The 18,347-nt window shown below is 62.0% G+C and carries 14 protein-coding genes; 7 read left to right on the plus strand and 7 right to left on the minus strand.

What is annotated here, in order from left to right:
* Positions 1-42 precede the first annotated feature (42 nt).
* Complete coding sequence (gene serS / locus E3E12_RS06345) at positions 43-1,308, plus strand: serine--tRNA ligase (protein WP_141443561.1); 1,266 nt, start codon at positions 43-45, stop codon at positions 1,306-1,308.
* Between the two features lie 8 nt (positions 1,309-1,316).
* Here serS and E3E12_RS06350 read toward each other — a convergent pair whose 3' ends face one another.
* The 3 genes from E3E12_RS06350 to E3E12_RS06360 form a co-directional block, all read right to left on the minus strand.
* Positions 1,317-2,240, minus strand: a complete 924-nt coding sequence (locus E3E12_RS06350) for an FRG domain-containing protein (RefSeq protein ID WP_141443562.1) — start codon at positions 2,238-2,240, stop codon at positions 1,317-1,319.
* 110 nt (positions 2,241-2,350) lie between these two features.
* Positions 2,351-3,199, minus strand: a complete 849-nt coding sequence (locus E3E12_RS06355; RefSeq protein ID WP_141443563.1) for a hypothetical protein — start codon at positions 3,197-3,199, stop codon at positions 2,351-2,353.
* A gap of 621 nt (positions 3,200-3,820) precedes the next feature.
* Positions 3,821-6,520, minus strand: a complete 2,700-nt coding sequence (locus E3E12_RS06360) for a helicase-related protein (protein WP_141443564.1) — start codon at positions 6,518-6,520, stop codon at positions 3,821-3,823.
* Positions 6,521-6,820: 300 nt separating this feature from the next.
* On the opposite strand from E3E12_RS06360, the gene E3E12_RS06365 reads away from it, so the two are divergent.
* Together E3E12_RS06365 and E3E12_RS06370 are read left to right on the plus strand one after the other, a co-directional pair.
* The gene (locus E3E12_RS06365) at positions 6,821-7,732 is read left to right on the plus strand and encodes a ferredoxin--NADP reductase (protein ID WP_240810457.1); all 912 of its coding nucleotides are present in this window, start codon (positions 6,821-6,823) and stop codon (positions 7,730-7,732) included.
* Between the two features lie 89 nt (positions 7,733-7,821).
* Entirely contained in the window at positions 7,822-9,336 is a 1,515-nt protein-coding gene (locus E3E12_RS06370) for an FAD-dependent oxidoreductase (protein ID WP_240810458.1), read from the plus strand.
* A gap of 83 nt (positions 9,337-9,419) precedes the next feature.
* On the opposite strand, the gene E3E12_RS06375 is transcribed toward E3E12_RS06370, so the two are convergent.
* The gene (locus tag E3E12_RS06375; RefSeq protein WP_141443566.1) at positions 9,420-9,851 is read right to left on the minus strand and encodes a hypothetical protein; all 432 of its coding nucleotides are present in this window, start codon (positions 9,849-9,851) and stop codon (positions 9,420-9,422) included.
* A gap of 167 nt (positions 9,852-10,018) precedes the next feature.
* Here E3E12_RS06375 and E3E12_RS06380 point away from each other — a divergent pair, with 167 nt between their 5' ends.
* The 4 genes from E3E12_RS06380 (at position 10,019) to gltX (ending at position 14,645) form a co-directional block, all read left to right on the plus strand.
* Positions 10,019-11,242 carry a 3-deoxy-7-phosphoheptulonate synthase class II gene (locus tag E3E12_RS06380; RefSeq protein WP_141443567.1) on the plus strand — a complete coding sequence of 408 codons (1,224 nt, stop codon included), beginning with the start codon at positions 10,019-10,021 and terminating at the stop codon, positions 11,240-11,242.
* Positions 11,242-12,474, plus strand: a complete 1,233-nt coding sequence (locus E3E12_RS06385) for a beta/alpha barrel domain-containing protein (RefSeq protein WP_240810459.1) — start codon at positions 11,242-11,244, stop codon at positions 12,472-12,474. The genes E3E12_RS06380 and E3E12_RS06385 overlap by 1 nt, the downstream gene beginning before the upstream one ends.
* A 282-nt stretch (positions 12,475-12,756) precedes the next feature.
* Positions 12,757-13,281: a hypothetical protein gene (locus E3E12_RS06390; RefSeq protein WP_141444142.1), complete on the plus strand. Its 525-nt coding sequence runs from the start codon at positions 12,757-12,759 to the stop codon at positions 13,279-13,281.
* Positions 13,282-13,310: 29 nt separating this feature from the next.
* Positions 13,311-14,645 (plus strand): glutamate--tRNA ligase, encoded by a 1,335-nt coding sequence (gltX, locus tag E3E12_RS06395; RefSeq protein ID WP_141444143.1) that lies wholly within the window; start codon positions 13,311-13,313, stop codon positions 14,643-14,645.
* A gap of 127 nt (positions 14,646-14,772) precedes the next feature.
* Here the strand turns inward: gltX and E3E12_RS06400 are convergent, their stop codons facing one another.
* The 3 genes from E3E12_RS06400 to cysS are packed head-to-tail and all read right to left on the minus strand — an operon-like array spanning position 14,773 to position 18,156.
* A complete protein-coding gene (locus E3E12_RS06400) occupies positions 14,773-15,930 on the minus strand; it encodes an ion channel (RefSeq protein ID WP_141443568.1) in 1,158 nt (385 codons plus the stop codon).
* Positions 15,930-16,766, minus strand: a complete 837-nt coding sequence (locus tag E3E12_RS06405; protein WP_141443569.1) for an RNA methyltransferase — start codon at positions 16,764-16,766, stop codon at positions 15,930-15,932. Before E3E12_RS06405 ends, E3E12_RS06400 begins: the two co-directional genes overlap by 1 nt.
* Before the next feature lie 4 nt (positions 16,767-16,770).
* Positions 16,771-18,156: a cysteine--tRNA ligase gene (cysS, locus tag E3E12_RS06410; RefSeq protein WP_240810460.1), complete on the minus strand. Its 1,386-nt coding sequence runs from the start codon at positions 18,154-18,156 to the stop codon at positions 16,771-16,773.
* Positions 18,157-18,347: the final 191 nt, after the last annotated feature.

The raw sequence follows: 18,347 nt of genomic DNA on the forward strand, positions 1-18,347 counted from the left end.
AGCCCAGTTAGCCCCACCGTTTAAACCGACCGGAACCACCCCATGCATGACATCAAAGCCCTGCGCGCCGCCCCTGAAGCTTTTGATGCGGCCTTGAAGCGCCGCGGCATGGAACCTGTGGCCACCCTTCTGGTGGAGAGAGACGCCCAACGCCGCCAGGCCCTGGCCGAACTGCAGGAAGCTCAGGCGCGCCGCAAGACCCTGGCCAAGGAGATTGGCCAGGCTAAGCGCGCCAAGCAGGACAGCACGGCGCTGGAGGGGGAGGCCGTGGCCCTGCGCGAGCGCATCGCGGGGCTGGAGGAAACCGCCAACACTATTCAGGCGGAAATTGACGATACCCTCATGCGGTTGCCCAATGTCCTGGACAGCGCCGTGCCTGATGGGCGCGATGAGCAGGACAATGTCGAAATCAAGCAGGTTGGCAAGCGCCCTGACTTCGCCTTCACCCCCAAGCAGCATTTTGAGCTGGGGGAGGCGCTGGGGCTGATGGACTTCCCCACAGCCGCCAAAATCGCCGGCAGCCGTGCCGTGATGCTGAAAGGCGCGCTGGCGCGGCTGGAGCGCGCCCTGGGCCAGTTCATGCTGGACACCCACACGGGGGAATTCGGCTACCAGGAGACCACGGTGCCTGTCCTGGTCAACACGGCAGCCATGACGGGCACGGACAAGCTGCCCAAATTCGCTGAGGATTCATTCCGCACCACAGATGATCGCTGGCTCATCCCCACAGGGGAAGTGCCGCTGACGGCTTCCGTGATGGGGGACATCCTGCCGGCGGAGGCGCTGCCGATGCGCCTCACCACCCTTTCGCAGTGCTTCCGGTCAGAGGCTGGCTCCGCTGGGCGGGACGTACGCGGCATGTTGCGCCAGCACCAATTCACCAAGTGCGAGCTGGTCTCCATCGTGGCGCCTGAGGACAGCGCGGCGGAGCATGAGCGCATGACGCGCGCCGCCGAAACCGTCCTGGAGCGGCTGGGCATCCCTTACCGCCGCGTTCTTCTGTGCGCTGGGGACACAGGCTTTGGCGCTGCTAAGACCTTTGACCTGGAAGCCTGGATGCCAGGCCAGGATGCTTGGCGGGAGGTCTCCTCCTGCTCCAACACGCGTGACTTCCAGGCGCGCCGCATGAATGCGCGCTACCGCGGGGCGGATGGCAAGCCGCAGTTCCTCCATACCCTCAATGGCTCTGGGCTGGCTGTGGGGCGCGTCCTGATCGCCGTGATGGAAAACTTCCAGAACGCGGACGGCACCATCACCATCCCCGAACCCCTCCGCCCCTATATGGGTGGAATGGAGAAAGTGGGCTGAAAAGGGAATTAATTTGGAGTCCTATAGAAATAGCTAGAATATTTTCTCTGTAACGTAGAGCGCAGATGGTCCAGATCCGGGAAAACTGTGCTTTCATTGATGCCAAAGAACGTATCCAGTTCATCCAGGATTCGTTCCTTGGCAGCGCTGGCAACAGGTATTTTCCAGTAACTGTAATCTTCATCTAAGGATTTGTTTTTAGGCCCAAAAAGGATGAAAGACCCTTTTTGAGCTACAATTCTTTTGTTGGAAAGGCGGGGTCTAAGGAGGAAGTGCTTATTAAAGCACGCATCTATTTCTTTTTTTAACTTTGTTGGAATATCATAAGATTCACCTATTTTATTTTTAATCATCTTATTGAAAATCTCACTTCTTTTTTCAATTAATATTTCTTTATATCCTTCAATAAGGATTTTATCCTCCAAAAAATCAGGATCAATTTCGAATAATTTATCCGCGGTTGAGGAAAAAATTAATGATGATAGAGCATTGATGTATGGGTCACTTTCAAAGCAAATATGATCTGTTTTGGGATTAAAAACAAATGAGTTTCCATTTACGGAATTGTCATCGCAACAAGCGAAATAAAGTCCAATTAACATATCTTCTGAGATGTCAAGTAAGCGAGTGGGTATACTGAAGTGCTGCATCCGTACCAATTTTTGAATAATGGTGAGATCATCGCGAAACTCTTCAGGCTGAGCTGAAAGAGCTTCATTATATATAAATGATTCATTATAGTATAAAAATCTATCTCTAAAAACAGTAGGTGTTAGCTCCCATGTTTCATTATTTTGGCCACGAAAGTAAAGAGGATTATATTGATCGAACTTTAATTTACCAGTGCTATAATTTCCTCCCTGGATTTCTTTACAAATCTCCAGCGCTTTGCCGACAGAATCAATAACTGAATCAATTTCTTTGACTGCCATTTAAACATTCCTAACAAACAAAAAGGAGGATGAATCATCACCCTCCCTAAACCAAACATTCCCATGAAAAGCAACTTTAGCCGCTCAGGCCTTTGCGCTTTGGCTGTGGGTCAGCCTGGGAAGAAGTCCATTTTGCCGAAGCGGTTGTCATCCACCTGGTTGCAGAGGAACAGACGGCTGCCCAGCGTTTTGCCGTCTTCCTTGAAGCCATGGAAATGCACGCCGTCTTCAGAGAAGGCCACGCGGATGTAGCGCTTGCCTGAGATGGCGTCAGCGATCTCAATGAACAGGCGGCGGCCTTCCTCATTGCCGAAGGCGAAGGCGTAATGGCATTCGGAACCGCGGCGGGCTGCGTCAATCAGCAGGTCGTTGTCCTTGGCGCGCACTGTGGTGATGGAGCGGTTGCGTGAGCTGAAGCGGGAGAACCCCTCCAGGTCTTTGGAGACTTTCAGCGCGTTGATGAGCGTCTGGCCGTCAGGGACGTTGAAAATGCCGCCTTCCGCATTGGGCGTGAACAGCTTGGCGTTCTTGCCGTGCGGGATGATGGAGGTGGTGCCTGTGCTGTCCGCCCCGAATCCTGACGGCCAGATGAGGTCAAGCGAGCGCAGCATGGGACCAAAGCCCGCCACAAGCTTGATGTCAGCATGGATGGAGGCCGTGCCTGCGGTGATTTTCCCATCCGTGCAGAAGCCGTATTTCAACGTCAGGGTTGGCACGCCGCAGAAGCTCATGATGTCGAGCGCGACATGGCGTTCAGAGCTGTTCTGGAAGCTGGCGATGTTGTAATCGCCGCCCTTTTCCGCCTGGAGCTGGTCAGCCAAGGTGGCGCTGAAGGAATAGGGGGCGGGGGAGATGCGGCCCTTCAGCGCTGTGGTGGGGTCGCTGAGGCCAAAGTCGAATGTGTATTCGGGGGACTGGGCACGCAGGATGGAGGCGGGGAGGGGGGGCACGGTGGCCATGGGCGCAGATCCTTTTCAGACCTTCAGGAGGGCGAATTCAACGCCGGCAACCCCCTGGTCACAGGGCCAATGGAACCGCTGGCGGAATGTTTCCCAACCACCCTAAAGCTTTTTTTAGAGTGCGTGCCTAAACTTTTGGACAGGCGAAGCAAGCCCTTGGCGCATGGCTCGCGTTGTGCAGGCCCCAGCCCTTCCCCTCCCTTTTTGGTGCCTGGTGCGGCTGGCGCGGGGGATATGCGGCCTTTCAGCGTTGTTTTGTGAGGCCCAGCTCCGCCCAGCAGCCAGCGCCTTATGCAGTCGCCTTAGACAGTGCTTTGTGTGGGACAGGAAGGAAGAATGAAGAGGGGGGAGGCTTGGACCCCATCCCCCTTACAGCGATGTTGCCTGTGGGCTCAGGCTGCGCCCTGCACGCTTCAAGGGCGTGCCTGTCATTAAGGCCATTAAGATAAGGCCAGGCCGTTAAAAGCTACTGCGGGCAGGTCATCTTTTCAGGCGCCCAAGGCTGGCCAGGAAGAGGACAGGCCCACACCACCCTCCAGGCCAAGATACCGCAACAAGGGCACAGGCGCCCTTGCTGGTAGGCTACCTGCCCCAGCCTGGCTGGCGGCTGCCTTTAGGCCCTTAGGCCCTGCTGCGGGGCTTACTGTTGCCGCGCTTGGGGCGCTTGCCTGTGCCGGCGCCAGCCCGCCCACGGTGGGGGCTGGTGCCTTTGGCCTTGGGCGTATCCTTGCCGCGCCCACGCCCTGGGCGGGGGCCAGCGCCACCAGCACCAGGGCGGCCACGGCCGCCACTGCGGTAGCCTTGGCGCTGGCGGGAGCTTTCGCGCATCTGGCTCTGGTTGCGCAGAACGCCTTCAATCCACTCATTGAGGTCGGCTGCGGTTTTTTCCGCCCCCTCAATGTCGGCATAGACTTCAGGGAAGCGCTGCGCCAACCAGCGCCACGTCACCAGCAGGCGGTGGCGCTTCTCCGCCCTGCCAAGCTCCTCGTTGGAGGCAAGTTCCGGCCGGGGCAACATGCCCATGCCAGGCGGCGGCACCTTCTGGCCACGCGCATGCTGGGCGGCCCAGTCCACCAGCAGGGGCAGGTCGTTGTCGCGCGTGTTGACGGGGCACATGGCGTAGGTCCAGCGCGTCTGCAGGTCCAGGCCATCGATCCCCTCCAGCGCAGCGGCGATCTCCATAGACTGATCCATGTCGGCCAAGCGGTAGTTGGGGTCGTCCGGGCGCAGGACGGCGCGCTTGATGCGCGCCAGCACGCCATAGAGGCTGTCTGTGCCGATCTCGTCCGCCACGGCCTGGATGATGTCGGCGTCTGGCTGGACGTAGGGGCGCAGCTCCTCCTGCGGTTCCGGTGGGGCGTCAAGCATCTTCTTGATATAGGTCGGGCTGCCGGCGCCTTCCAGAACGCATACAAGCCCTTCCTCATGCATGCCGTAGCGCCCGGCGCGCCCACCGATCTGCTTGATCTCCTGCGTGGTCAAGGTGCGTGTGTTGCGCCCATCGAACTTCTGGAGGGAGCTGAACACAACCCGCTTGATGGAGAGGTTCAGCCCCATGCCGATGGCGTCCGTGGCGATGAGAACGTCCGCCTCCCCACTGTTGAAGCGTGCAGCCTCCGCCCGGCGCACCTCTGGGCTGAGGGCGCCGTAAATAACGGCCACCTTCTTGCCCTGCGCCATCAGCTGGGCGCGCAAGTCCAGCACCTCCCGCCTAGAGAAGGCGATGAGGGCATCGCCTGTCGTCAGCTCCTCCAGCGCCAGGGCGCCACCAGCCTTGAGAGGGCTTTTGCGCTCTAAGTGGATCTCGTCCACCTCGTCACCGCACAAGGCCGCGATGCGCTTGACGTGAGGAATGCAGTCAGCAGCGCCCAGGATGAAAATGTGCCGCGCTGGAACACCCATGATGGCGGCCGTCCAAGCGGCGCCGCGGTCCTGGTCTGAAAGCATCTGGGCTTCGTCAATCAAGGCCACGTCAACGGGACGGTTGAAGCCGCACATCTCCACCGTTGCAGCGTTGTGCTTGGCGGTTGGGTCGATGATGCGCTCCTCCCCCGTGGTGAGGGAGGCAGGCACCCCCCGGCTGACCAGGGCCTCGCGGAATTCATGGGCCAAAAGGCGCAGCGGGGCCAGCGCCACGCCGCTTTCAGCGTTGGCCAGGGTGGTCAGGGCAGTGTGGGACTTGCCTGAGTTGGTCGGCCCCGTCACCAGCGTGATGCGGCGCTTCATGGAGCGCGCTGTGGTGAAGTGGCCAGCGAAGCGGTCCATGGAGGCCACGCGCGCAATGGCCGCGTTGGCTGGGGCGGAGCTGGCGTTGGCTTCGGCGTCAGCCAGGGCCACGGCGCTTTCGCCTGCCACCTGCTGGGCGGCCTCTGGCTCCGTGATGGGGGCGTGGGCTGGGCCGTTGCGCCCTTCGCGCCAGTGGCGCACCAGCGGCTTGATGGATTTGAGCTCGGCTGGGTCGAAGCGGAAGACCTCCTGCCCATCAGGCAGGGTTTCGCGCTGGGCGATGGGCAGGCGGTTTTCAGCGAACCAGCGCAGCGCCTCCCTGCGGGAACAGTGGAGGATGGCGGGCAGGGCGTCAAAATCGACCAGGGTCGCTTCCCACTGGCGCAGGCGCTCCAGCTCCTGCGCTTTGCGTTCCTCAGCGCGGCGGCGGATTTCGGCGCGTTCACGCTCGCGCCTCTCCTCAGCGACCAGCATTTCGTCAGCCAGGCCGCCATCAACCCCGCCGAAGGCGCGTCCAATGCTTTGGGCCAGGCGCTCCCCCTGCTTGGCCGTCAGGAACAGGCCCATGCTGCTGAATTCACCGCGCGCCTCACGCTGGACGTCCTCTGGCGTGTCGCCAAGGGTGCGCCAGCGCTTCTCCACCACAGCGGCCAAGGCGTCCTCCAAGGCGGCCTGGGTGGCCAAGGGGTCCTTGACCTGGTTGGCAGCGGCTGTAGCGTCAGCGCGGCGCACCCAGACATCGCCCTGCTTCTGGGCGTTGGTCAGCAGGTCATTGGCCCAACCGCGCCGCCTGACGCGGCAAAGCATGTCCAGGAAGGCCGGCCCCTCCACCACGGCTTTCAGGGGCGTTGCGCTGTCCTGGGCGGCCGCGCGCCCCTGCAGGTTGCCTTTGACCATCTGGGTCAGGCTATCCCGCTCCTGGGGGGTGATAGCAAGGCGCCCCCCAAAGCCTTGCTCCGCGTCAGTCACTGCCTGGGCGGCAGCGCTGGACAGGGCCGCTTCAGCGTGGGGCGCTGGGGCATTATTATTGTTGTTTTCGCTGTCAGCGCTGCCAGCATCCAGGTGGAGTGGCGCGCGGGGTGTCAATGTGTTCATGGGGGTTTAATAAAGGTTTCGGCTGCACGCTTCAATTAAAACTCCTGACAGGCGCAGCCAGGCCATGGTGGGCAAGATCGGGGGCAAAGCGCCTATGACGGCACGGCGGGGCTGGAAGGCGCCGCACCTTAGTCAGCCCACGCCTTTCAGTCCCCTACCTTTCAGCCTCTATCTTTCAGCATGGCCTGTCATGGCCTATCATGGGGCCCCTTCAGCTGGCCCAACCGCCCCCACCCCTTGCTTATGGGGCGGCCATGCCAACCCCACACCCCAGCTATCAGAGCAATTGCAAGAGCACCCATGAGAACTTTCCCGGCCCATTCCACCCACCCCATGCCCACCCATGACGGGGGGCTGACGGGCCTTGTGCCCCACGACCATGAGAAAGCGGGCGAGCAGGCCGGGAAGCAATGGCGCCTAGCTGGCCCCTCCAAGGAATATGGCCACCTCTACCCCGCCACGGTGAAGGAAGTTCACCACTGGACACGGCGCCTGTTCAGCTTCACCACCACGCGCGACTCAGGGCTGCGCTTTGAAAACGGCCAGTTCACCATGATTGGTCTTGAGGTGGACGGCAAACCCCTGCTGCGGGCCTATTCCATCGTCTCCGCCAATTATGAGGAGCAGATGGAGTTCCTCTCCATCGCGGTGGAGGATGGGCCGCTGACGTCACGCCTGCGCCATGTCAAGCCTGGCGACACCGTCCTGATTGGGCGCAAGCCCGTTGGCACCTTGCTGCTGGACAACCTCAAGCCTGGGCGCAACCTCTATTTGTTTTCCACGGGCACAGGGCTGGCCCCTTTCATGAGCTTGATTAGGGATCCTGAAAGCTACGACCGCTACGACAATGTCATCCTGACCCATACCGTGCGTGAAAGCGATGAGCTCGCTTACCGCCGCTTCATTGAAAGCGACCTGCCCCGCCACGAGTTCCTGGGGGAGGAAGTGGCGGCCAAGTTGAAATACTACCCCGCCGTCACGCGTGAGGACTTTCCTGTCCAAGACCGCATCACCACCCTGATTGAGAATGGCCAGATGTGCCGTGACCTGGGCTTGCCAGAGCTTGACCCCGAACATGACCGCGCCATGATTTGCGGCTCCCCCCAGATGCTGGCGGACACTAAGGCGTTGCTGGAGAAGCGCGGCTTCACGGAAGGCAATATGAGCCAGCAAGGCTCCTACGTTGTTGAGAAGGCCTTCGCTGAACGCTGAGATCCTCATTAGAGAGTAGGCGCTCTTAGGGAGTAAGCGCTGAAGGCCAGCCCCCGCACAAGGCGCGTGGCTGGGGCACTTTGGAGCATGTGAAAGGCACCACCATGAACGGCACGCTTTCCAGTCAGGCGGCAGACGCCACCCCCACTTTGGAGAGGGAGTTTGACCTCATCGTCATCGGCGCAGGCTCTGGTGGTGTGCGGTGCGCGCGCATCGCCGCAAGCCTGGGGGCGCGTGTCGCCATTGTGGAGCGCGCCCATTGGGGGGGGACGTGCGTCAATCTGGGCTGCGTGCCCAAAAAGCTGATGTTCTATGGCGTCCAGGTGGGCAAAGCCATTGCAGATGGCCCCGCTTATGGTTGGGACGTCACGCTGCCGCAACACAGCTGGCCTGATTTCAAACGCTCCAAAGACAGGGTGATTGAGCGCCTGGATGGGATTTATGTGCGTTTGCTGGAGAATGCCGGCGTTGCGCTGTTCAGGGGGGATGCTGCCTTGGCTGGCCCGCGTGCGGGTGGTGGTTGGCGCGTTGAGGTTGGCCCCAGCCCCCTTGCGCCTGAACGCCCTGTGACGGTGATCGGTGCTGCGCGCGTTGTGGTAGCCACTGGCAGCAGCCCCACCAGGCTGGCCATCCCCGGCGCTGACTTGGCGCTGACCTCAGACCAGGTGTTCACCATGGATGACTGCCCAGCCTCCATGCTGGTTTTGGGGGCTGGCTACATAGGCGTTGAGTTTTCAGGTGTGTTCGCAGGCTTTGGCGTGAAAACATCCCTGGCTTTTCGCAGGGACCATGTGCTGCGCGGCTTCGACAGCCAAATGGTGGGGCGCCTTGAGGAACTGATGGCCCAGGCTGGCGTGACCCTTTATCCAGGGCTGGAGCCAGTGCGCATTGAGCGCGCCTCCTCTGGCGCGGGGCTGGTCACGCATTTCGCCAATGGCACTGAATTGGAGGCAGGCGGTGTGCTGATGGCCACAGGCCGCCACCCGGCCGTGGCTGGGCTGAACCTGGAAAGTGCAGGCGTGGCGCTGGAGCGCGGGCGCATCGTCACCAATGCGCGCTTTGAAACCAGCGTCCCTGGCATTTACGCCATTGGCGACGTCACCAACCACATCAACCTCACCCCTGTTGCTGTGGCGGAAGGGCAGATGCTGGCTGAGACGCTCTATGGCCCTGGGCCACGCGACCAGCGCGATTTCAAAGCCGTGCCCAAGGCCGTTTTCTTCCAGGAGCCCCTCTCCACTGTGGGTATAAGTGAGGATGAGGCGCTAGCTGATGGCGGTAATTACGCCATTTTCACGTCAAGCTTCACCCCCTTGAGCCAATCAGTGCCCCAGCGCCCAGGCCAGGCCTTGATGAAACTAATAGTCAAAGCAGGCCGCAGCCCTGATGGTGCCTTGGCAGGCAGTGGGGCGATTGTAGGGGTGCACATGGTGGGAGAGGATTCGCCTGATATCATTCAGGTCATGGCTATGGCTGTGGTCAACCAAATGACCAAGGCGCAGCTTGACCGGGTGCTGGCGCTGCACCCCACCATGGCTGAGGAGTTCGTGACCATGCGCGCCCCCCAGCGCTTCATCAGCGCTGGCAAGGTTGTGGCAGACTGAACCCAGACTGGCTGAGCGTGGCTGGCAGAACGCAGCCTGAACCAGGCCCAGCACTCCACGAGAGCGGGGGCTGGGGCGTTCCCTCACCAGCCGTTGCCGCGCGGCGCCACCCAGCCATTGCCTGTGGCATCGCCCAGATTGCCTTGCTGGATGGGGTTGTGGCTGGTGTAGGCCGTGCCGAACTGGGTCAGGTCAGTGCCTGTGATTTTGTCATGTTCCTGCTTGGCCAGATGGTCTGGGTCTGGTCCGTTCTCAAACTCAACGGAGGGGGCCTCCTGGTAGCCTTTAGGGGGCGCCCTGTGGCCGCGGGCATGAATGTGCTCCCCACCACCGCGCTTGTTGCCCGTGGCGTTGCCAGGCGCACCGGCGTGCTGGTTGGCTGTGGCGTCCACAGGGGCGCCGAACTCCACTTCCTGGGCTTCAGCTTCCCCCTGCAAAGTGGGAAGGGTGAAAACAGCACCCAGCAAAGCTGTTCCCAGCAGGCGGGTGGGTGCAGAGAAACGATGTCGCATCATGGGGCGCTCCTGAAAACAGTGCGGGTAAGGCGTGTTGGCTGGCAATGATGTAATGTGTTGCGGGTTACCTTATACTGACTGCAACCACGATTAACCACCGCACGCGCCAGACATGCCCAGACGTGCGCAGTGAACAGTTTAATTCAGGCAATTTTCAGGAAGCTTCCATGAACGCACAGAACAACCACGATTCATCACAGCCCTGGCACCCTGGAAGCTGGCGCGCGCACCCCGTCAAGCAAGTGCCAGATTATGAGGACAAGCGCCTTCTGGCTGAGGTGGAAGAGCAGCTGCGCCGCTGCCCGCCCATCGTCCTGGCGCCGGAGGCCGCGCGGCTTGAAGGGCACATCGCCGCTGCTGGGCGCGGCGAGGCCTTCCTGCTCCAGGGGGGGCCTTGCGCTGAAAGCTTTGACGCCTTCAGCGCCGATTTCATCAGAGCCCTTTACGACACGCTGGCCCAGATGGCCCAAATCGTGGAAAAAGGCCTTGGCAAGCCAGTGGTGCGCACGGCGCGCCTGGCTGGGCAGTACGCCAAGCCGCGCTCTTCAGCTGTGGAGGGGCGCAATGGACAGGAGCTGCCCAGCTACCGGGGGGACATCGTCAACAGTCACCGCTTTGAGGCGCCTGCGCGCCGCCACGATCCCTTGCGCATGGTGAAGGGTTATGACCAGGCTGCAGCGACCATGAACTACGCCCGCGCCCTGGCTAGCGCCCAGAATGATGACCGTTTCTTTGTCGCCCATGAGGCCCTCCTGCTGCCTTATGAGGAAGCTTTCGCCCGCCCCGTGGCGCCTGGGCAGGCGCAGGGTGCCTATTATGGCGCCAGCGGCCATTTCCTGTGGATCGGTGACCGCACGCGCCAACCTGACGGCGCCCATGTGGCGTTCCTGCGCGGGCTTGTGAACCCGCTTGGCATTAAAGTGGGGCCAACCACACCGGCCACTGACCTGCTGGCGTTGCTCAGCACCCTGAACCCTGGCCGCAAGGCTGGGCGCATCACCTTGATCGCCCGCATGGGGGCTGGGCGGGTGCGCGATCTCCTGCCCTCCTTGGTGGAGGCCGTCAAAGCTTCTAGCCAGCCAGTGACGTGGGTATGTGACCCCATGCACGCCAACACCATCTCTGCCCAAGGTGGCGTCAAGACGCGCCCCTTTGACGCCATCGTCCAGGAGTGGTCAGGCTTCAAAGCCGTTCTGGACCAAGCCGGTGTGCCAGCTGGCGGCATCCACCTGGAAATGACGGGCCGTGACGTCACTGAATGCACAGGCGGCCCGCAGGGCTTGCAGGAAAGCGACCTTGGCCTGCGTTACGAAAGCCATTGCGACCCTTGCCTGAACGCCACCCAGGCCCTGGCCTTGGCCAGCATGGTGGCTAGCGGGGGGAAAAGCTGATGGCGCATTCCACCAACGCCTCCAGCAGCCCAGGGCACGGGGCCTTCCCCCCCTCCCCCGTGCTGGATAGCCTGCCAACGGGCCATGCGCTGCTGAACGCCGTTGCCCAGGACGATAAGGCCATTCTTGACCTGACGGATGCTTATTTCATCCGCACCAGGGAGATCGTGGAGCGCTTTGGCGATTGTGATGTCACCTATGCCGTGTTCCTGCGCCGCCCTGTGGTGGCGGCGTGCGGCCTGGCCCACCGTTGGCTGGAGGCCGTGTCGCGCCGGCAGGGCTTCCAGGTGGAGGTGCGCGACCTTTACTCAGAAGGCGCCTGGGTGGGCGCTGGGGAACCTTTGTTCTACCTCAAGGGGCGTTTTTCAAAGCTCGCCCCGCTTGAGACCCTTCTACTGCAGAAAATAGGCCCTACCTGCGTTGCTGCCCACAATGCCTACCAAATGGCCATGGCCCTGCCGCATGTGCCTTTCCTGGCCATGGATGCGCGCCATTGCACTGGCGCTGCCATGCAGGAGCAGATGGCCTATGCGGCTGCTGTTGGTTCGCGCGCAGCTCAGCGGGAGGGGGCCAAGGGGTTCATCGGTAACGCCAACGACCAGACGGCGCCTTTTTTTGGGCTGAACCAGGGGTTAGGCACTATGCCCCACGCCCTTGTGGGCTATGCAGGCAGCACGCTGCGCGCAGCGGAGATGTTTGTTGAGCGCTTCCCCGACCAGCCGCTGACCATCCTGGTTGATTATTTCGGCCAGGAAGCCACAGACGCCCTGGCTGTCTGCAACCGCTTTGCCGACAAAGCGCGCGCTGGCCAGATCTCTGTGCGCCTGGATACGCACGGCAGCCGCTACTTTGAAGGGCTTGATCCCCAGACCTCCTATGAGGTTCTGGAACGCCACGTACCAGGCACCCTGCGCCGCTACCGCTCTGAAAAGGAGCTGCGCTACCTGGTGGGGGCTGGCGTTTCAGCTGCAGCCATTTGGCGCCTGCGTGAGGTACTTGACGAAGCTGGCTTCGGGGCGGTGAAGATCGTTGCCTCCAGTGGCTTTTCCGTGGCCAAATGCGTTGTGATGAACGATGCCAAAGCCCCCCTGGACGTGGTGGGTACAGGCTCTTTCCTGCCAGAAACCTGGGGGGAGACCTACGCTACTGCTGATGTGGTGGCTTATGATGGCAGGCCTTTGGTCAAAAAGGGGCGCGAGTTCCTGCTCAACAAGCTTTCAGCAGCACGCTGAAGGCGCCATAGCCTCAAGGCGTGCTCCACAGGCCCTGCCCCTTGCTTTGCGTTTTCCCGCTTTTCCCATGGATGGGGGCGTAATGGTGGCAGGCTTGTTAGCCTTCCATGGTTGGCCTTTCACGTGGGCAGCATCCAACCAAACAACACCCTGCGCCACGCCAGGGCAGCAATCAGGATTGACATGACAACCGACAAAACCGACACCACCCCCGCTGGCGCTGGCGACAACCCACCAACCCAAGCAGCCCAGGCCCCTGAAATGCCCCTGCCCCTTTCAGAGATGAAAGCGCCTGATGAAGGGGAGGGCGCCCCTGAAGGCTGGACAGTACGCATTATTGACCAGTCTGGCAGCAGCCCAGACGATGATGACACGGTGGAGGAGGTTAAGGGCTTTCACGATTTGGCCCACGCCAACGCCTTTGCCCGCGCCTATGTGCGCGACAGCCTGGAACGCTGCCGCGCCCCTGGCAACACGGCTGAGGAGGCCTTGCGCAACTGGATGGCCTTTGGCGAAAACGCTGAGGTGGAGAACGCTGGCGATGATGGCTGGAAGTCCAGTTCGGAGCTGGACGATTTCGCCAAGGAGCCAGCAACCCCGATGGAGCGCGACTGGCGCGCCCTGGACCCGCGCCGCCTAGTTGACGAGCGCGAGGTGGACGCCCGTTCAGCCTTCACCGGTGGCCCTGATGACGGCCAGGCAGATGAAGACGACCTTGATGATGACGAGCTGATTGAAATCATACGCCATAACCGCCCAGGCAGCGCAGGCGCTGGCGGGCAGGAAGGCAAGGAGGCCCAGCCATGAGCGGCACCCAGGAACGTCCGGCCCAGGGCGTGAAGCTGCGCTTCGCGCCTGCGCCCTCTGGCTCCCTTCATGTAGGCAATGCCCGTTTGGCTGTGGCCAATTGGTTGTTCGCGCGCCAACACAAGGGCAGTTTGCTGCTGCGTTTTGATGACACGGACAGCGCCCGCGTGAAAGAGGCGCATGTGCGCGCCATTGAGCAGGATTTGAAGTGGCTTGGCCTTGATTGGGACGAGACCTTGCGCCAGTCGGAACGCGCTGAACGTTACAGCCGCGTGATTGAGGCCCTCAAAGCCTCAGGCAGGCTTTACCCCTGCTTTGAGAGCGAACTTGAACTGTCCATCAAGCGGGAAAGGCGCCTTAAGGCTGGCCAACCGCCCCTTTATGACCGTGAGATGCTATCGCTCACCCCAGAGCAGCGCGCCCGTGCTGAAGCCAACGGCAAGGTACCCCACTGGCGCTTCAAGCTTAGCGGCGCTGTGCGGCGCTGGGATGACATGGTCCTTGGCCCGTGCCAGGTGAAGCTTACCGCTGTTTCAGACCCCATCCTGGTGCGGGCTGACGGCACGATCCTCTACACCCTAGCTTCCTTGGTGGATGATGTGGAGACTGCCGTCACCCATATTCTGCGTGGTGAGGACCACGTGACTAACACTGGTGTCCAGCTGGACATCGCCGCGGCGCTGGGCCTGCCTGAAGGCCATTTCACCTTCGGTCATTTCCCGCTTCTAGTGGATGGCGAGGGCCACAAGCTCTCCAAGCGCGCAGGCGCCCTTTCGCTGGGCACATTGCGCAAAGACGGCCTGGCCCCCCTGGCGGTGGTGAACTACCTGGCCGCCCTTGGTAGTTCGGTGGACCCGCAGGTGCTGCCAGAGGATGCCTTGGCAAACCAGTACGACATCAGCCGCATTTCACGCTCGCCAGCGCGTTTCGACATGGGGCAGCTTCTCAGCCTCAACCGCCACTTGCTGCGCACGCTTGATTATGATGCGGCGCGCGCTTTCCTGCCAGAAGGGGCTGGGGAGGATTTCTGGCTGGCTGTGCGCGGCAATGTGGAGCTGGAGAGTGACGTCCTCCATTGGCATGACGTTGTTTCAGGCGCTTTCCTGCCGCCAGCCATGGCGGGGGAGAAGCCCTTCCTGGAAGCCGCCGCAGCCCTTCTGCCGCCAGAGCCATGGTCAGGCGCTACGTGGCGGGAATGGACGGAGGCCCTCAAGGCTGAAAGCGGGCGCAAAGGCAAGGCGCTTTACCACCCCCTGCGCTTGGCGCTAACAGGCGAGGACAGCGGTCCGGAGCTCGCCGCCCTCCTGCCCCTGATGGGGCGTGCGCGGGTTTTGGCGCGCCTTGGTGAAGCTGGCCGCAGCTGAAGGGGCAGGCAACCACCCCTGGGACCACTCCCCTAGGCTAGGCTTGCGTGTTGGCAGGATCCAAGAGGCCCCATGCCAGCACCAGCCTGAAGCGCCACAGGGTGTGGGCAGGTAGCTTGGTCTTTGTTCAGGCCTCAGCTTCAGGGTGGCTGAGGTCGCTGCTGGTGCTGTCCTGGCCGCTTCTCTCTGAAGGCAGGGCCTCTGGGTGGACGGTGCTGGGGGTGCCTGCCTGGGGGGCCTCCAACTGGGTTGGCTCCAGGCTTTCGCGGGCAAGTTCCGCCCCGGCATTGAAATCACGCGCATCCTGGTCGCTGTCTGGCAGGATGGTGGCGCGGGCCTTCTGGGTTTTGGCCGCCTTGGCCTCCTCCACAGGCACAAGCATGTCGAAAAGCCTGAAATCAGCCACGATGTGCCCACCTGGGCCAGGGCGCAGGATGTCCTTAAACACATAGCCATCGCGCAGCGAGCCAGGCTTGTAAGTGTGGCAGGCAAACACAGTCTGCGCTGAGACTTCGTCTGTGGCTGAAAGGGTGACGATGAATTCGGCGTCCTGGGCCTGGAGGTCCTTCATGGTCAGGCCGTAAAGGGGGCTTTCTGGGGTCACGTCATGGATGATGGGCAGGCAGATGTTCAGCAAGGGCACATGGGCGTGCTCCAGCATGAGGTTCTCCACCTCCAGGCCCTTTTTGCCGCTGGGGTCGGTCACCGTGCGCGCCAGGACGATCACGGCCGTGACGTCTATCAGGGCTGTGGAGCGCAGATTGCCGATGCGCAGCGCCAGGCGCTTCATGCCGTGCTCCTCCCACATTACCACATCGCGGGAGAAGCGCACCCAGGCGGTGGGACGGGAGAAGCGCGCGAACACCAGCCCCGTGGCCACGGCGGTGAACATCATGCCGCTGAACTCCTCCACCGTCATGATGCTGTTGGCGACCCACCCAATGGGGGAGGCCGTGCCGTAACCCACTGTGGAAAGCGTCTGGACGCTGAAGAAGAAGTCCCCGGCCGCGCGGTTGCCTGTGATGTTGGATATGCCCCCAGGCGCCAGGATGAAATAGGCTGTGCCGAAGAACAGATTCAGCGCCAGGTAAATGCCCGCCATGAAGGCGATGAAGGTCGTCCAGCGCATGGCCAGCATCTGGTGGTACAAGTCCCCCAGGAAGCTGTGGCGGATGCCGGTCTTGCGCACATTGGGGATGGCGTTTTCTTGCGTCAGCAAAGCGGACGCTGTGCGCCTGTGACGAAGGTGGAAGGAGGGTCTGCCGCCTGGCATGTGCATGTCCATCAGCTCTCATTGTCCAGCGGTGTGCCTGGGTCCAGCGGTGTGCCTGGCCCCGGCTGGGCGCAGGAGATTTGCTGCCCAGGCCCTTTCAAGGCGGAGACGATGCCGTGGAGGGTGCGCAGCTCCTGCTCCGTGATTTCGCCGCGTGCGAACAGGTGGCGCAGGTTGCGGGTCATGCCTGGCTTTTTCTGAACGTTGCGGAAAAAGCGCGTCCCCTCCAGGTCCTGGACCAAGTGGGCGATGAAGTTATTGACCTCCCCCTTCGTGGCCACGCGGGTCTCGTGCGTTTGGAGGTCACGCTCAGGCTGGTTTTCCTGGGCCATCCACCATTCATAAGCCATCACCATTACGGCCTGCGCTAGATTAAGCGACATGAAGGCGGGGTTGAGGGGGTAGCGCACCAGCGTGTCGGCGCGCGCCATGTCCTCGCTATCCAGCCCGGCGCGCTCAGGCCCGAACAGAATGCCGCTGCGCAGGCCGCGCTGGGCCAGCGTGCCAAGTTCCACAGCTGCTGCGCGCGCCGTCAGAACAGGCTTGATGATATGGCGCGGCCTGGGGCACGTGGCGAAAACCCGCTGGAGGTCCTGGGTGGCTTCCTCCACCGTGTTGAAGACGGTGGCCTCCTCCAGGATGCGGTGCGCGCCAGAGCCCAGCCGCCAGGCGCGCTCCTGCGGCCAGCCATCGCGCGGGGCCACCAGACGCAGGTGGAACAGCCCGCCATTGGCCATGGCGCGCGCCGCAGCACCGATGTTTTCCGCCAGTTGAGGGCGCACCAGGATGACCACAGGGTCATGGGGCCCAAGGGGGGCGAGGGGGGCGCCGCCGTCACGTCCTGTCATGGTTTCAGCCTTTGCGCCATGTGGTGCCCTGGGGGCCGTCCTCAAGAAGCACCCCCTCTGCCGCCAAGGCGTCACGGATGGCGTCTGCACGCTGCCAGTCACGGGCCTTCTTGGCTGCTGTGCGCTCAGCCACCAGGGCCTCAATGCGCTCTGCGCCTTTGTCCGCACCCTGCTCCAAATCGCCTTTGAACCATTGTTGCGGGGTCATGGAGAACAGGCCCATCAGCTTCCCAGCCGCTAGCAGGCCAGCACCCGCTTCCCTGTCGCCGCCCATGGCCTTGTCAGCCAGGCCATGCAGCCTGGCCAGCGCCAAGGGGGTGTTGAGGTCATCAGCCAGCGCCGCCATGACGTCACTTGGCACATCAGCACCCCCTGCAGCGCCCGCATGGTCAAGCGCGCGGTAAAAGCGATCCATGGTTTTGCGGGCTTCAGCCAGCTTCTCCCAAGTGAAGTCAAGCGTGGCCTGGTAATGGGTGCCTAGGTAAAGCAGGCGCAGGGCCTCGCCTGGGGCGCGTTCAAGGGCCTCGTGGATGGTGTGGAAATTGCCCAGGGACTTGGACATCTTCTCCCCATTGACGCGCAGCATACCGGCATGGACCCAGTAACGGGCGAAATCGCCGCCATCGCCGCAAAGCGACTGGGCGCGCTCATTCTCATGATGGGGGAACATCAGGTCATTGCCGCCACCGTGGATGTCGAAACTACGCCCCAGATATTTCCCAGCCATGGCGGAGCATTCGATATGCCAGCCAGGGCGCCCGCGCCCAAAGGGGCTTTCCCAGCCAGGTTCGTCAGGGCGGGAAGGCTTCCAGAGGACGAAATCGCCAGGGGCGCGCTTGTAGCTAGCCACCTCCACCCGTGCGCCTGCTAGCAGCTGCTCTGGCGTGCGGCCTGAAAGGGCGCCGTATCCCTCAAAAGCGCTGACGGAAAACAGGACGTGGCCTGCCGCTTCGTAAGCGTGGCCATTGTGGATGAGGCGGTCGATGAGCGCCAGCATCTCAGCGATGTGGTCTGTGGCGTGGGGTTCCACATCTGGGGGGATGATGTTGAGCGCCACCAAATCCTCATGGAAGGCCTTGGTGGCGCGCGCCGTCAGGGCCTCGATGGGTTCGTTGTTTTCGCGGGCGCGGTTGATGATCTTGTCGTCAATGTCGGTGATGTTGCGCACGAACGTCACATGGGGGTAGAAAGCCCGCAGCACGCGGCCCAGCATGTCCGCGCACAGCATGGAACGCAGATTGCCCAGGTGAACCCGGTCATAAACCGTGGGCCCGCAAAAATAGACACGCACATTGCCTGGGTCGAGGGGGGTGAAGACCTCGCGCTGGCGCGTGGCCGTGTTCCACAGTTTCAGCGCGTTGTCCGCGCTGGCTTCGTGCGTGCTCATCATCGTCTCCTTGGGCCTGGGCAGTGGCCGGCGCCTTCGCGTCTGCTCAGGGCTGCGCCCTTGTGCGCCTGGTGGGCCAGGGCGCTTGGTCCTGCTGCCTTGTCTTTTACATGAGGGGCCAGGCAGTGGCCATGGTGCATCTTGGAACGCTGCCCACGCCAACCCCCAGGCGGGGCGGGCCAACGGTGGTCGCA

Source organism: Formicincola oecophyllae, assembly GCF_006542395.2.
GTDB classification, from domain to species: Bacteria; Pseudomonadota; Alphaproteobacteria; order Acetobacterales; family Acetobacteraceae; genus Formicincola; species Formicincola oecophyllae.

Excerpts from the sequence above, each read along its gene's own strand:
- serS (WP_141443561.1), top strand. The coding sequence starts at position 43 with ATGCATGACATCAAAGCCCTGCGCGCCGCCCCTGAAGCTTTTGATGCG.
- E3E12_RS06350 (WP_141443562.1), bottom strand. The coding sequence starts at position 2,240 with ATGGCAGTCAAAGAAATTGATTCAGTTATTGATTCTGTCGGCAAAGCG.
- E3E12_RS06355 (WP_141443563.1), bottom strand. The coding sequence starts at position 3,199 with ATGGCCACCGTGCCCCCCCTCCCCGCCTCCATCCTGCGTGCCCAGTCC.
- E3E12_RS06360 (WP_141443564.1), bottom strand. The coding sequence starts at position 6,520 with ATGAACACATTGACACCCCGCGCGCCACTCCACCTGGATGCTGGCAGC.
- E3E12_RS06365 (WP_240810457.1), top strand. The coding sequence starts at position 6,821 with ATGAGAACTTTCCCGGCCCATTCCACCCACCCCATGCCCACCCATGAC.
- E3E12_RS06375 (WP_141443566.1), bottom strand. The coding sequence starts at position 9,851 with ATGATGCGACATCGTTTCTCTGCACCCACCCGCCTGCTGGGAACAGCT.
- E3E12_RS06380 (WP_141443567.1), top strand. The coding sequence starts at position 10,019 with ATGAACGCACAGAACAACCACGATTCATCACAGCCCTGGCACCCTGGA.
- E3E12_RS06385 (WP_240810459.1), top strand. The coding sequence starts at position 11,242 with ATGGCGCATTCCACCAACGCCTCCAGCAGCCCAGGGCACGGGGCCTTC.
- E3E12_RS06390 (WP_141444142.1), top strand. The coding sequence starts at position 12,757 with ATGAAAGCGCCTGATGAAGGGGAGGGCGCCCCTGAAGGCTGGACAGTA.
- E3E12_RS06400 (WP_141443568.1), bottom strand. The coding sequence starts at position 15,930 with ATGGACATGCACATGCCAGGCGGCAGACCCTCCTTCCACCTTCGTCAC.
- E3E12_RS06405 (WP_141443569.1), bottom strand. The coding sequence starts at position 16,766 with ATGACAGGACGTGACGGCGGCGCCCCCCTCGCCCCCCTTGGGCCCCAT.
- cysS (WP_240810460.1), bottom strand. The coding sequence starts at position 18,156 with ATGATGAGCACGCACGAAGCCAGCGCGGACAACGCGCTGAAACTGTGG.